A 15188-nucleotide genomic window follows, 5' to 3' on the forward strand; every position below is an offset into this window, starting at 1 on the left:
TCGTTATTAAAAGGTTACTCTGACACCGGTGTTTAAAATTCTTGACTGCGGATAATACTGCCCGTTGCCAGAAAGCGACTCCGGATCCCATATATGCAATTTATCCCAGGTGATCAGGTTAAGACCACTTACATATACCCGTAAATTGCTCATCCCAATTTTTTGAGCTATCAGCCCGGGCAGATTATAACCCAGTTCCACATTCTTTAACCGGAGATAATTGGTGCTTCTGAAGAAATAGGTATTGGCTTTGTTACCCAAAGAGTACCAGGCATCGCCACGGTTAGCTATGCGTGGGTCAACACTGCTTGGCTTATCAACTGTCCAGCGGTGGTCATAGGTAAACTGCAGATAATTACCAATATCCCCGGATTCTGTATCAACAGGGAGGTAACCGCCTGTTGCACCTTGAAATAATATAGACAGATCAAACATTTTGTACTGCAGATTAATAGCAAAACCACCGGTAAACTTGGGTGTTATGCCCATATCCATTATTTTACGGTCATCACCATTTATTTTACCATCGCCATTAACATCCTTGAATCTCAGGTCACCTGGTTTAAGCTGAGGCGTCATTTCGCTGTAATCTAACTTATTGGCATTAATTTCGGCCTGATCTTTAAACACACCATCGGCAACATACAAAAGCGGCGACCCGATAGGCATTCCGGTTTGGCGCTGGTAAGGAAGAACGCCAGGCGCTTCATCCTGATAGATGATCTTGTTTTTAGCATATCCACCGTTGATGCTCACATTATATTTAAGCTCGCCGATCTTCCCTTTATACCCTATTTTAAACTCATAACCTTTGTTATTAACCTTACCTATATTTTCGGGAGGTAAAAGATTACTTATGCCCGTACTGGCAGGTGTCGAACCCTGACGCGCCCAAAGTATATTGGTTCGTTTGTTGTAGAAGTAATCCACCTCAAAACTAATACGGCCTTCAAGCAGTTCGCCTTCTAAACCTATATCGTAATTATTGGCTACTTCCCAGGTAAAATTAGGATTAGGTACCCGAAGCTCATATAATGTCTTCGTTACCTGATTATTTAGTATATAGCTTCCAAAGCCGTAGGTTGATAGATATTGATTTTCCTGTAAGTTGTTATTGAAATATGGCTCCGCCCCCATTTGCCCGTATGAGGCCCTTATCTTTAAGTAATTGATGGCCTTAAAATTACTTTTCCAGAAATTTTCCTGAGAAATATTATAGCCTAACAGAAAGCCTGGGAAAAACCCAAAACGGTGTGCTGCCGGGAATATATATGATCCATCGTAACGCCATAAAAACTCGGCCAAGTATTTTTGCTTATAGTTATATGCCGCCCTGCCAAAATAGCTTAAACGGGCACGGTCATAAGCACCACCACCATTATCCTTTTCAGCATCACCGCCGGCAAATAACTGGTCAACATCGGGTGAAAGAAAATAACGGCGATAGGCGCTAAAATAATCATCACTTATCGTTTCCCTTGTTACGGCCGCCATCAGGTTAATGGTATGATCGCCGAAAGTGCGATCGTAGTTAGCAAAGCCACCGAGTAAAACATTCAGTTTATTTTCATCACTTTGTGATAACCGCGGATCGGTAAAAGTAGAGCGCACACTGGGTGTAAGTACGGGAGTTTTGCCATCTTCTTCATATGATTTATGATCCCAGAAATACAATGTCCATGGTGTCGACCATACCTTTTCACGCTTGATATATTTATCAATAGAAGCCGTACCTGTTAACTTTAAGCCCTCTATCCCGGGAACCTGCAATTCAACCTTTCCGTTGGTTTGAAAATAGTCTCTCCGATCTTTGTCATAACCTGTTTTATTGGTTGTAATTACAATAGGGTTCTGGCCGTTCTCGATATCCGGACCAGGTAAGCCGTTAGGCCAAACTTCCTGCTCTGTTGGTTTCCCTCGCATTAACATCCGAAATATAGATCCCGCGCTTTGGGTCGGGAAATTCCGGGCCTCCTCACGTGCCGTTACTCCAATACTGGTATTGATATACTTATTTACCTTGGCATCCAGGTTTATACGAAAATCGTACTGCTTGTAGCCCGTGGCAGAATTTTTATAATAGCCATCCTGATTAGTATAACCCAGAGAAGTTAGAAATTTAAAATTTTCTGATCCGCCATTAAGCTGAAGATTGTGACGACTTTGAGGCGACCATGTTTTTAAGGTAGTTCCAAACCAATCGGTGTTGGGATGACCAAGCGGATCTGAACCGTCCCGGTATTTTTGCAGATCGGCAGGCTGAACTATTTTAGATTTGTCCAGTTGCTTGTAACTACCTGTTTGTTGAAAAGCAGTCCATGCGGCGCCCCACTCTGAAGGATCTACATTCCCAAATAAGGTAAGTTCATTGAGCATGGTTGCATATTCTGCAGAATTGGCCATTTTGGGTATTACCGTTGCCTGTGCCCAACCCTGGTTAAAGTCGTATGAAAGTTGTGTTTTGCCCGATTTACCATGCTTGGTAGTAATCAGGATTACACCATTTGCCGCCCTTGAACCATAAATAGCGGCAGACGCATCTTTCAGTACCGATATGCTTTCCACATCAGCAGAGTTTAACCGTTCTAAACCTCCGGCCCGGTCCGGAACACCATCAATAACAACCAGCGCATCACTGTTACCCAGGCTATTTGTTCCGCGGATATGGATAGCAGAACCGTCATACCCAGGCTCACCACTTGATTGTACGGCTGTAACCCCCGGTAAACGGCCGGCCAGCGTATTTGATAAGTTTACCGTGGGCGATTTTTCAAGTTCGGCCCCTCTTACAGCGGCTACCGCTCCTGTAACAGTTACCTTCTTCTGTACGCCATAACCCACTACTACCACCTCTGAAAGCCCTTTTGATGAGGCTTGTAATTTAATATTGATGGCACTTTTTCCATTAACAGGTACTTCTAAAGTGTTATAGCCAATATAGGTTATCACCAGGGTTCCATCTTCAGGGGCGGTGATAGTAAAGCGCCCATTAACATCGGTTACAGTACCGTTATTAGTGCCTTTAACCATGACCGATACGCCGATCAATTTCTCGCCTGTGGCCTGATCACTCACATTACCGGAAATTTTTACAGGAGCATTTATGTTATTTTTTCGCCCCGATATTGCTTTGTGTGGTATTTTTCGGGTATTAGTAGCATCCGCATAGGAAAACGGTGCCCATATCAGCATTATTAATAGTTGGCACAAAATAGTTTTATAAACTTTTAGCAGGGGATAGTTTCTATCCAAATTGTGTTTCATAGCTTTTTTAATTAGTTAATAATTAATGCGTGTAATAAGATGTGTAGATACTTTCAGGAGGCGATCAACATATAATAGCCTCTCTGACAATAAATAATCGTTTTAGCTCATTTTTCCCATAGGCAATTGTTTTAGTTTATTTTTTACTAATTGGTTAATTCAATAAAAAGGCTGATATAGGCAATGCCCGATACCGGGATGCCAGGGCAAGGGCAAATAATATCACGTCCTGATACTCAGAGGTGGAGTAAGAGGGTGCTGTGTATACTTGCTGTTTCTGATAACAGTTGATAAGTGCACTTTATCAACCAGGAATTATCAGGTAAATGTTTAATTATCAATAGGTTTCACCGAACAATAATTGTCCTTATAACACTTCTTTTAATTGGCAGAGCTAATATAATAATATTTAAATAAGTTGTACACTGGATAAGAATATTAATAAATCATGGAAAATATTTCTGCTAAGGAAAAAGATCAGGGATCGATGAGTCAACTCCCTTTTAAAGCTAATTGATGACAAAACAGCATGTTTCTTTCGTGGTTTTACACCAAATACGGAAATTATTACAGTGTTTTTCAATGGGTTCGCTTATTGAGGGCCAACTATTGAAAGGATTTATATGGATCAGTATTCTTCGACCATCATTAATGCTGTAGAGAAAGTTAAAACAGCAGTGGTCAAAATTGAGCTTTTTAAACAAGAAAAAGGCAGGGAACAACCCGTTGGCTCGGGTTCGGGTTTTTTATTTTCTTCGGATGGGTATCTTTTTACCAACAGCCATGTGGTGCAGCAGGCAGAGGTTATTAAAGTTAAGATGCATGATGGCACAACGCATTTAGCTACCCTGGTTGGCCAGGATCAGGATACGGACCTGGCCATACTAAAAATTTCGGCTCCGGATTTTATACCCGTTCACATGGGCGACTCAGAAGCATTGGCCATAGGGCAGCTGGTTATAGCTATTGGGAACCCATTGGGCTTTCAGCACACCGTAACCGCAGGAGTTGTAAGCGCTCTTGGTCGTACACTTCAAAGCCAGAACGGGCGATTGATGGACAGCATGATCCAGACGGACGCGGCATTAAATCCGGGAAATTCAGGTGGCCCACTCATCAATGCTGATGGAGAGGTAATTGGTGTTAATACGGCTACCATAAACGGTGCTCAGGGATTATGTTTTGCGATAAGCATCAATACTGCAAAAGATATAGCCAGTCAGTTGATACGTTTTGGGAAAGTTAGAAGGGCCTATCTGGGTTTGGTATTACAGCAAATAGATATTGTACCCAAATTACGGACAATAGCCGAAGTGGCTAATCGGCAAGCTTTGTTTATTTCTGAGGTTGCGAAAGGAAGCCCTGCTGACAAAGCCGGAATCCAAAGCGGAGACATCTTATTTTCATTTAATGATGTAGCCATTGAAAGCTCCGACGCTCTTTTTAAATTGTTATCTGAAGAGAAGATCGGGCAGTTTCAATTTATGGGCATACTGAGAAACAATTATAAAACCGAGTTTCGCGTTACGCCTATTCAAAAAAATTGATCGGATATCCTCAAGTGGTATAAAAGAAGCAGTATCATCAATCAAATTGCTCCCCTTGGTGTTTCAAATATGAATTGAAATTTAGCCGGTAATATATCTGAATAAATCAAAAAAAAGAGGCTGATCATGGTTGATGATACAGCCTCCTTGCTATAAAAAAAACAGTAAAAAAGAGGCGCTCACCATGGTGAGCTACCCCTTAATCAACCATTGTATTAGTTTACATCCCAGAATATTTTTGTTGTGCGTGTGTCTTTGGCTTTTACTGTGTTGTAATTGGTATTAAAGCCGGTTTCAACACTTGGATATGTTAACCTGGTTGGAGGTAATTGATAAGGATTCAATGTTTGTGGAACAATTGTCAATTTTGGATATTTGGTGCGGCGATACTCAGACCAGGCCTCGTCTGATTGAAGCAAACCAAAATTCACCCATTTCTGGATCCAGATATTTGCCAGTTTTTGTGCGGGCGAACCTGTATAAGCTATATTTGGTGACGCTAAAAAAGCTGTTATTGCAGCAGATGATGGAGCACTTGTTTTTGCCCTCGGGCTTGAGCTAATGCTGTTTAAATAGTAATAAAAAGATATAGACTGTTGCAATGCTGTATTATAAGCAGTTTGTGCATCACCTGTTGATCCCCAACGCTCAAAAGCCTCGGCTTTTAAAAAGTTAACCTCAGGAGCTGTTATGGCGATACCTGGTATTTTACCGTTATCAACAAATGTAGCGGAGTCGATAATAGCGTACTGAGTGTACTGCGTAGTTTGCTGATCATTTGTGAATGTTATCGGCATAGCCTTGTAGGTAGGGTTAGGAACAAAAACACCACCAGTTGTTTGACCAAATTTATCAAACATCACCGGTAAACGAGGGTCGTTAGCTGGCGCCATTACGGTGTTCAGCATATAGTCCGGTGCAAAATAGCTATCTATTTCTGTTAACGCGCTCCGTGGTGTATTGGTATAATTAGTTAAAGGCTGTAACAACACATCGGTAGTTGCCGGGTTATAAGTACCGCTATTTGCACCGTCTATTAACGGATATTCGGTACTATTGGCCAGCATGGCTGTTACCGCTGTTTTAGCATTTGCTTCATCAACAAATGATATACGCATTAACAAACGTAAGCGGATAGAATTAGCATATCTTCTCCACTGATCGGTACTGCCGCTTAACAAAATATCCTGCTTGCTAAATGCAGCGGCAGTATTAGCTGGCAAAACAGCTGACTTAAAAAATGTTGCCGCATCATTAAGACCACTGATAAGCGTATTATAAGTTGTTTTGGCATCATCAAACTTCGGATCTTTAATAATGCTGTATGTTTCAAGGCTACCTGCATCGGTAAAAGGGATATCGCCCCAGGCATCGATCATTTTAGAAGCCTGATCATACATTACTATTTTAGCAGCCTGTAAAAACACAGCCTGGCTTGCCTGATCTGCCGGAGATAATGCAGCATAGGCCTTCTCCATCGTACGGTAAATTGCCATTGGACCGCTGCCATTACCAGCAGGATAATAAAAATCTGACCAATAATTGCCAACATATCCGTCAATTTGCTGATAAGCAGTATTTACGTTATCAAATGAAGCCGTTTGAGCATAAACCGCCGCGTGTGGCATTAAATAGGTACGTTGGTTCCAATAAGCGGGTCTTACCCTGTCATTATTTAATATGCCTGTAAAAAGAGTAGCCAAACTGGCTTTTGATGTAAGTTCGGGATTGTTGTACTGATCTGTCAGGCTCTTTTTACAAGAGCTGAAAGAAACAGCCAGAACAAGTATATAGCTGATGTGTATGAATATTTTTTTCATCATTAATTACTTAAATGTTAATAATTTAGAAAGTCACGTTTAATGAGGCACCAAAACTGCGTGTTGCCGGCAATGAGCCGTTATCAACACCCTGGCTGTACCACTGGTTACCAATTAAGGTTTCAGGATCCAGGTTTTTCAATGTCCTGTAGAAGTATAAAAGGTTTCTTCCTATTAAGGAAAATCTGATGTTTGATACGTGTAACTTGTTAGTTAAAGACTTTGGCAGTGTGTAACCAAAAGTTACTTCACGTAATTTGATGTAATCATTTTTAAAAATAGCTCCTTCTTCGTTCAATGCATCATCACTGCCTGCAGCAAACTCGTTTTCATAATACGAAGCCGCATCGATGATCTTAGTGTTTGCTTGCCCGTTGGCTAAAACACCAGGTTGGATTAAGCCATCATGATACACTTTTTGTCCTCCCGGACCCGCAGTGGTTGAAGCAGGTACACCTATATAGTTTCCGCTGCCCGCATCATAGTATGATATACCACCATGTTCGGCATCTCTGTATTTTAAGGTACTTTGGTACATACCGCTGCTTATACCATATTTTAATGGTGTAGATATTACCTTACTGCCAAAACGGTAATCTGTTAACACCGTAAGCGAGAAGTTTTTATACCCAAATGTATTGGAAAAACCACCAACAACCTTTGGTAAAACATTACCCGCTTTTTTGTAGGATAATTTGTCAATAATGTAATATCCGTTATCATCAATCAACTTGTTACCGCTTTTGTCTGTAGCTACCGGATGTACATAAATATTACCAATGTCCTCACCTGGTTTTACTACAAGTTGTATTCCACTATTTTCAGCATTATAATAATTAATTTGTGAAACTCCATTTAACGAATAAGCTTTGGAGCGGTTAAAAGAAAAATTCAATCTTGTTTGCCATTTAAAATCACCATCTAAAGGACGGCCATTAATGCCAAGCTCCAATCCATGATTACCAATTTCACCAGTATTAACAACTTGGCTTGACTGACCATTTGTAGGAGCTATCTGCAGATTTAATATTTGATCTTTAATTTTGTTCTGATAGTAAGTAATCTCAAACCCAACCCTATCATTAAAAAACCTACTTTCCAGACCAAATTCACTTTCATGCTTCTTTTCTGGTTGAAGGTTATTATTGCCGTAGTTAGTATTAGGAATTGATACCTGGGCAACGGAGCCATTTACTGTTTGTAAAGAACTTTGCGCATAAAGTATATTAGAAGCATAAATTGCGGAAGGGTTGCCTACAACACCATAAGATGCTCTTAATTTACCATAACTGATAAATGATGGTAAGTTATCTTTAAAGGCATCAGTAAATACAAAGCTACCACTTAGTGAAGAATAATTGTAGTTATTGTTTTGCGGAGGCAGAGTAGACGATGATTCCTGGCGATAGGTTCCTTCTAAAAATAAGTAGTTTTTGTATGAAAGATCCAATATACTAAAGAAACCATATTTTAAGAGCGACTGCCTGGCATAGGTTGTATTGAGTATGCCATAAGAGTTATTTAATGAAAAGAAGTTTTCAGAAACTAAACCTTGGCTGGTACCCGATGTTTCATCTTTATAACGCTCAGATCTTGAAGTAAAACCACCGGCTAATGAATAGCCAAAATCTTTAGCGATAGTATTGGAGTAGGTTAACAATGCATCGCCATAAACAATGGAGTAAATACCGGTACCTACGTTGTATGCACCTGTGCTTGAGCCTGGATTGTTAAAGGCAACCGGGTATTGATTGTAATTTTTTTCATCGGTACTGCGACCTGTATAATCCTGCCCTATTCTTCCCCTTAATTTTAAATGGGTTAACAGGTCAATATTTAAAGTAGCACTGGAGTATAAACGGTTTTCATTTTCGTCATACGTGTTCTTTAAAGTTGTGAAAAAATAGTCATAAAGGTTAGGGCGTACGTTAAAGGTAAATGCCTCGGCAGGGTTACGGGCAGTTTGGTTATAAGGCACCCATGAATAACCTTGCGAAGTTTGATATTTATCCAATACCAGGTCCATTTTTTCCTCACGGCCAAAAAAACCATCAAATGATTGAGCCAATCTGTTTGTTTGGTATGGCCTATTATGCGTTAAGGTATTTACATAGTTGGCTATGATGTCTACACTTACACTTTTGCTTAGTTTTAAACCGCTGTTTAAACTAAACGTGTTTTTTTTCTGATCCGATTCTCTTTGGATACTGCTATAATCCAATCTTGATGCCGAGATCCGGTAGTTGTAATTATCTGTTTGGTTTGATAATGAAACGTTGGCTTGTGAACTGAAGCCATTCCTGAAGATGTTTTTATAGTTATCAGGTTGAGGTGAGTACGACTGGATTGAACCATCCCACCAACGCACCTTTTGACCTTCCATTTTTGGGCCAAAATCGGCATAAGCCCTAAAGTTTGGTCTCCAGCCTGCAGGTGATTGTGAATCTGGGAAAGATCCATCTTCTGATGCACCTACCGCTAAATTGGTTGCCCTGTCATATCCCTGGCCATAAACATTTTGATACTGTGGTAAAAAAGCAGCTCTTTCAGATGTTCCAATATAGTTGAAATCAACAGTTGGGCCCTTACCTTTAGCGCCTTTTTTGGTGGTGATCACAATTACACCAGCATTGGCATCAGATCCGTATAGTGAAGACGCCGCAGCACCTTTAAGAACGGTAAGACTTTCAATATCCTGGGGATTAATATCCAATATACCATTCCCCCTGATACGCTGATCGTCATAAAACCCCCCATTATTACGTCCTTTAGAACCATATTGTCCCTCGCTTCTGATAATTACACCATCAACCACAAATAAAGGTTGCTGCTGATAATTCAGGGATGTTAAACCACGGATCTGGATGTTAACGGCGCTGCTTGACCCACCGGGAGCGGTAGTAATTTGTACACCCGGTGCCTTACCATATAAAGCTGATCCAAAATTGGTATTACCAGCTTCGGTAATTTCTTTGGCCGAAACCGTGCTGGTTGCATAACCAAGTGATCTATCCTGCCTTTTAATACCAAAAGAAGTAGTTACAGTAACTTCTTTTAATTGATTACTACCTGCGGCCAACGTGATGTTGATAACCTGGTCGTCGCCAACAGTAACTTCTTTTGTATCATACCCTACGGATGAAAATTTAAGTACATTGCCTTTTGCCGCTTTGATGCTATACGCACCATTGGCGTTGGTTTGGACACCATTTGTTGTACCTTTTATGAGTATGGTTACACCAGGCAGTGGCCCGGCTTCGTCACGAACCACACCGGTAACGGTTGTTTGGGCAAATGAACTTGCCGAAATCAGTACGAGTAGCAGCACCACCCATTTCCTGAAAATTAAGTAAAGTTGTTTCATGTAAAATTGTTTTGGTTTGTTATATGATTAATTAAGTATAAAAGCTTTTTAACACCTGTTTATACAGGTTCAGAAATATTGGCCTCCGGATTAAGTTTATATAAATTTTCTACTACTGTGGTTACCCCTCCTAATAGTTGTGCATTATTACCCAGGTTAGAGACCGCTAATTGCGTATCAATAGCTAAATGAGGGATGCAATGTTCATTTATGGCTTGCTGAATAGGGCTAAGCCATAATTTGCCAATAACACTCCCCTTTCCACTTAGAATAATACTTTCCGGATTCATCAGGTGCAATAGTATAGCCAGCCCTTGTCCAATATAATATGCTGCTTCAGCAATTATTTTTACAGAAAAAGCATCTCCTTTAAGTGCTTCATCCATGATATTATCTGCCGATACGATATCGTATTTTATTAAACTACTTACCTGCCCCTGTTTTAAGCCCTCAATGGCTTTGGCTTCAATAGCCAGCAAGGAAGCTTCTGTTTCCAAACACCCTTGCTTTCCGCATGAGCATAGTTTACCGTTTTTATGAAGCGGCAAGTGACTAAATTCTCCTGCAAAACCCCTGTGCCCCCTAAACATTTCTTTGTTGATGATCATTCCCAAACCAACACCCCAACCCAGGTTAATGATCATAGAATTATTTTGTGCAATAGGAAGACCAAATTTTTGCTCGGCCACGGCTATGGCTGTTGAATCATTTTCTATAAAAACCGGTAATTCAACCTGCTTGTTTATATAGCTTACTAAGGTATCTTCGGGCGTTTGCAGAAAGCTCAGGTTATTACCCTGAATGACATCGATAAAGCCCGGCATGGTAATGCCTATAGCCAGGAATTTATCTTTTGGCAGTCCTGAATTAATAACCACAGTTTTAATATGGGCTACTAATGAATGAATAGCATCATGGTTATCATTAAGCTTCAGCTCAAACTCCTGCACATCATCTACAAACTCATTGTTCATGTTTACGATAACGATTCGGGTCATAAACTGGTTCATTGCCACCGAAATGATAAAGCCGGTATCAGCTACCAGTGAGTAGGTTGCGGGTTTGCGGCCACCGCTTGAGGTTCTTATGCCAATTTCTTTTACAATATTTAACTTGACTAAATCAGCTACACCTTTGGTTATATATGGAATACTCCTCCCCACACTGATGCTAAGGTCATATAACGATGCAGTTTTGCCGTAGTACAATCCCTTAACAATATCTATGTGCTTGAAAAACATTTTAAAAAGATTTTATATTTGCATATTTATAAAAAAAAATTTAATAATAAAAGAATTCTTTTTAAATTTATTAAAAAGATATTAAATTTATATAAAAAAATCAATTAGTCTACATGTCAAAAAAGCTTTATCACTACTTTTTATCCCTATTTATCATGCTATACTCGGGTTTTGCACAAGCACAACACCGTATAAACCCCGATGACATCAAAGAAAAAATGCAATGGTTTGCTGATGCCAAACTGGGCATATTTATTCATTATGGCATCTACTCTGTAAAAGGAATAGATGAAAGCTGGAGCTTTCATAACAAAAAGATCAGTTATGCTGACTATATGAGCCAGTTAAAGGGCTTTACGGCAAACCAGTATAAACCTAATGAACTGGCCAACCTGATCAAGGAAAGCGGCGCCCGTTACGCAGTAATGACCACCAAACACCATGACGGCGTAGCTTTATGGAACAGTAAGTACGGTCCGCTAAATGTGGTGCAGAAAACCCCTGCTAAAAGAGACCTGTTAAAACCACTTTATGACGCTTTACGCCAGCGTGGGGTAAAAACCGGCGCTTATTTTTCATTGATTGACTGGAGCCATGCCAATTATCCTGGTTTTTTAAAGGATAGCAGCAGGTACCAGGTAAAAGATCAGCCAGCTAAATGGGTTAAATATTTAACTTTTATGAACGGTCAGCTGGATGAGCTTGCCAAACAATACAACCCTGACCTGTGGTGGTTTGATGGCGATTGGGAACACAGCGCCGAAGAATGGAATGCAGCTGGGATGAGACAGAAACTCTTAAGTTACAACCCCAACACTATCATCAATGGCCGTTTACAGGGGTACGGCGACTATGATACACCAGAACAAAACTTCCCGGTATCAAGACCTGCCTATAAATGGTGGGAACTTTGCTTAACCAGTAATGATAACTGGGGCTACCAGCCACAAGACAAAAATTTTAAAACCCCTTACGAGATCATCAGTATTTTTACCGATGCTGTTAGTTACGGTGGAAATTTATTGCTGGATATCGGCCCAAAAGGCGATGGCAGTATCCCGCCGGAAGAAGTGAACCTGCTTAAAGAACTGGGCACCTGGAACAAAAAGAATGGTGAAGGCGTTTTTAATACCATTGCCGGAATGCCACAGGGCCATTATTACGGGGCAAGTACTTTGTCAAAAGACTCCACCGCGGTATACTTATTTGTACCCGCCAAAACAAGGCGCCGATATTGATAAAAGGACTAAAAAAATAGCATTAAAAAAGTAAGCGTACTGGGCAGCGATAAACCATTGACCTATAAAGTTGTGGGTAAGATATCCTGGAGTGTTGTATCAGGTTTAACGTACATTACCATCCCCGAAAGCGTACAGGACAAATACATGTCTGTTATAAAAGTTGAATTGAATGGCAAACTCGATCTTTATCGCGGTAAAGGTGGTTTCCTGACGAATGAATAATATTGATTTTGAAGTCTTTAGTCCGAAGCCACGGATTCGAATACACAAGTGTCTTTCTCCGAAAATAAAAAACTTTAGACCAAGGACTTCGGACTAAAGACTTCAGACTAAAGACTTAACGCAACCTTTGACCCGGTTTTTACCGCCTGGTAAATAGCGTCAATAATTTTCAGGTCTTTTACCGCTTCTTCTCCATTTACCGGCACTACAGGCTGTTTATTATCAAAAATAATTGCCGACATTTCTTCCATTTGTACCGTTTGATGTGTTGTAACCGGCTGAGTGAGCGCGCCTTTGTGGGTACGTCCCTGTATGGGGCCATAACCTGTAGATGGTTGCATCTCGGCAAAACCTTTTTCACCATCCAGGAAAAAGCGGTCGAGGTTATTCATATTATAGGTTGATAAACAGGATGCCACGGCTCCGCTTGGAAAGCCAAACTGAAACTGGATGGTTTCATCAACTCCTTCTTTAAATTTCACAGGATCGGTTTTGGTTTCCTGGGCGGTAACCCAAACAGGCTCTTCACCAGTCATATAGCGCGCTCCATTAATAGCATAAATGCCAATATCCATCATAGAGCCCCCACCGGCCAATTGCTTATTCAGCCGCCATTGTGTAGGGTCGCCAATTTTAAAACCGCACTGGCCCTGGAAAAACAGAATCTTCCCAAACTCGCCGTTATTACGCATCCGGATCACCTCGAGTGTTTTGGGTTCAAAGTGCATGCGATAACCCACCAGCAATTTCACATTGGCCTTTTTACAGGCATCCACCATCTCCTGCCCTTCTTTGGCGTTTACAGCCATGGGCTTTTCACAAATGGCATGTTTGCTCGCTTTGGCCACCCGCAATACCATATCATGGTGTAACGCGTTTGGCGTGATCACATAAACGGCATCAATGTCGGGATTATTTTTGATGTTGTCGAAATTCTCGTAATTGTAGCAATTCTTTGCAGGGATGCCATACTTGCTTTGCCAGTCCTTAATTTTTGAAGGCGTACCACTTACCACACCAACCAGTTTGGCTTTTACGCATGATTGCATGGCTTCAGCCACCCGTGTTCCATAACTGCCGAGCCCCATAATGGCTACGCGAAGTACACGGCCTTCATAAGGAGCTTCGTTATTACTGTTTGAGTCGGCCCATCCCGAAAGCGGGGCCAGATGCAAGGCTAAAGCGGAGATTCCCAACTTCTGCAAAAAGTCGCGACGTGAATTCATAGGTATTGATTTTTAAGGTTCGTAATCGATTACAATTTAGGTATTTCTAAATAAACACCGGTTGTTCATTGTTGTTTTTGTCACTTTTATCTGATTTTATAGTAGAACCAAATACAGAGATCAACCATACAGAATCATTTATTTATATTTACAACAAAGCAACATTCCCAAACGTTTGCCCTATATACCTCATACCCCATGAATAAACAAACTTTAAAAAGTACCGCTCAACAACTAATGGCGGGCGACAAAGGCCTTTTGGCCATGGACGAAAGTATAGCCACCTGTAACAAACGCTTTGCAGAAGCCGGCATACCCCAAACAGAAGAGTACCGCCGAAAATACCGCGAACTGATAGTAACCACCCCCAAACTGGGCGAATGCATCAGCGGTGCTATTTTGTTTGATGAAACTACCAAACAAGCGGCGGACAATGGTACCCCATTTATTGAACTGCTGGTTAAAGCCGGTGTTATCCCGGGCATAAAGCTGGATGAAGGGGCTAAAGATATGCCCGCCTTCCCCGGAGAAAAAATAACTGAAGGCCTTGACGGACTACGGGAACGGTTAAAAAATTACGCTGCAGCCGGACTCAGATTTGCCAAATGGCGTGCTGTGATCGTTATTTCGGGCGATACGCCAACCGATGGCAGCATTTATGCCAACGCCCACGCACTGGCTCGTTATGCCGCCCTTTGCCAGGAAGCGGATGTGGTACCTATAGTAGAGCCAGAAGTATTGATGGATGGTAACCACACCATTGAACGCTGTTTTGAAGTAACCCAAAGAGTGTTACATATTGTATTTGAAGTGCTGATACAACAACGTATTTACCTGGAAGGCATGATATTAAAACCCAACATGGTGGTTTCTGGAGTTGATGCATCGGTGCAAGCCAGCGTTGAACAGGTTGCCGACCTAACAGTTCAGTGTTTACTGCGTTGTGTGCCCGCTGCGGTACCAGGTGTTGCGTTTCTGTCGGGTGGGCAACCGGCTCCGGCCGCCAGCGCGCATTTAAGTGCCATGCATGTAAAATACAAAAACAAGTTGCCATGGGCGCTTACCTTTTCATTTGCCAGGGCGGTTCAGCAACCAGCTATGGAATATTGGAAGGGAAAAGATGAAAATGTAGCCGTTGCCCAGCAACTATTTTATAAACGACTGAGCATCAATAATGCCGCCAGGCGTGGTGAATATACACCGGCACTTGAAACTTAACTTTGCTAAACACAACAGCAAGCCGCCAATTTCTTAGCGACTTGC

General features: G+C 41.3%; 9 protein-coding genes. 4 read left to right on the forward strand and 5 right to left on the reverse strand.

The genetic code is table 11. The features are described from left to right. Positions 1 to 6: 6 nt before the first annotated feature. Positions 7 to 3264: a SusC/RagA family TonB-linked outer membrane protein gene (locus tag AB6735_RS01800; protein ID WP_370994103.1), complete on the reverse strand. Its 3258-nt coding sequence runs from the start codon at positions 3262 to 3264 to the stop codon at positions 7 to 9. 623 nt (positions 3265 to 3887) lie between these two features. Here AB6735_RS01800 and AB6735_RS01805 point away from each other — a divergent pair. After that, entirely contained in the window at positions 3888 to 4811 is a 924-nt protein-coding gene (locus AB6735_RS01805) for a S1C family serine protease (RefSeq protein WP_370994104.1), read from the forward strand. A 215-nt stretch (positions 4812 to 5026) separates the two neighbouring features. Here AB6735_RS01805 and AB6735_RS01810 read toward each other — a convergent pair whose 3' ends face one another. From AB6735_RS01810 to AB6735_RS01820, 3 genes are read right to left on the reverse strand one after another with little or no spacing between them, the layout of a single operon-like run. Then, positions 5027 to 6631: a SusD/RagB family nutrient-binding outer membrane lipoprotein gene (locus AB6735_RS01810; protein WP_370994105.1), complete on the reverse strand. Its 1605-nt coding sequence runs from the start codon at positions 6629 to 6631 to the stop codon at positions 5027 to 5029. A gap of 25 nt (positions 6632 to 6656) precedes the next feature. Then, entirely contained in the window at positions 6657 to 9995 is a 3339-nt protein-coding gene (locus tag AB6735_RS01815) for a SusC/RagA family TonB-linked outer membrane protein (protein WP_370994106.1), read from the reverse strand. 59 nt (positions 9996 to 10054) lie between these two features. Next, complete coding sequence (locus AB6735_RS01820; RefSeq protein ID WP_370994107.1) at positions 10055 to 11236, reverse strand: ROK family protein; 1182 nt, start codon at positions 11234 to 11236, stop codon at positions 10055 to 10057. A 113-nt stretch (positions 11237 to 11349) separates the two neighbouring features. Here AB6735_RS01820 and AB6735_RS01825 point away from each other — a divergent pair, with 113 nt between their 5' ends. Together AB6735_RS01825 and AB6735_RS01830 are read left to right on the forward strand one after the other, a co-directional pair. Continuing rightward, positions 11350 to 12474, forward strand: a complete 1125-nt coding sequence (locus AB6735_RS01825) for an alpha-L-fucosidase (protein ID WP_370994108.1) — start codon at positions 11350 to 11352, stop codon at positions 12472 to 12474. Between the two features lie 72 nt (positions 12475 to 12546). Further along, the gene (locus AB6735_RS01830) at positions 12547 to 12699 is read left to right on the forward strand and encodes a hypothetical protein (protein ID WP_370994109.1); all 153 of its coding nucleotides are present in this window, start codon (positions 12547 to 12549) and stop codon (positions 12697 to 12699) included. A 107-nt stretch (positions 12700 to 12806) separates the two neighbouring features. Here AB6735_RS01830 and AB6735_RS01835 read toward each other — a convergent pair whose 3' ends face one another. Beyond that, positions 12807 to 13925 (reverse strand): Gfo/Idh/MocA family protein, encoded by a 1119-nt coding sequence (locus tag AB6735_RS01835; RefSeq protein WP_370994110.1) that lies wholly within the window; start codon positions 13923 to 13925, stop codon positions 12807 to 12809. Positions 13926 to 14123: 198 nt separating this feature from the next. Between AB6735_RS01835 and AB6735_RS01840 the strand changes: the two genes are divergently transcribed. After that, the gene (locus tag AB6735_RS01840) at positions 14124 to 15143 is read left to right on the forward strand and encodes a class I fructose-bisphosphate aldolase (RefSeq protein WP_370994111.1); all 1020 of its coding nucleotides are present in this window, start codon (positions 14124 to 14126) and stop codon (positions 15141 to 15143) included. Positions 15144 to 15188 lie beyond the last annotated feature (45 nt).

It is taken from the genome of Mucilaginibacter sp. RCC_168, from assembly GCF_041355315.1.
Lineage (GTDB): Bacteria > Bacteroidota > Bacteroidia > Sphingobacteriales > Sphingobacteriaceae > Mucilaginibacter.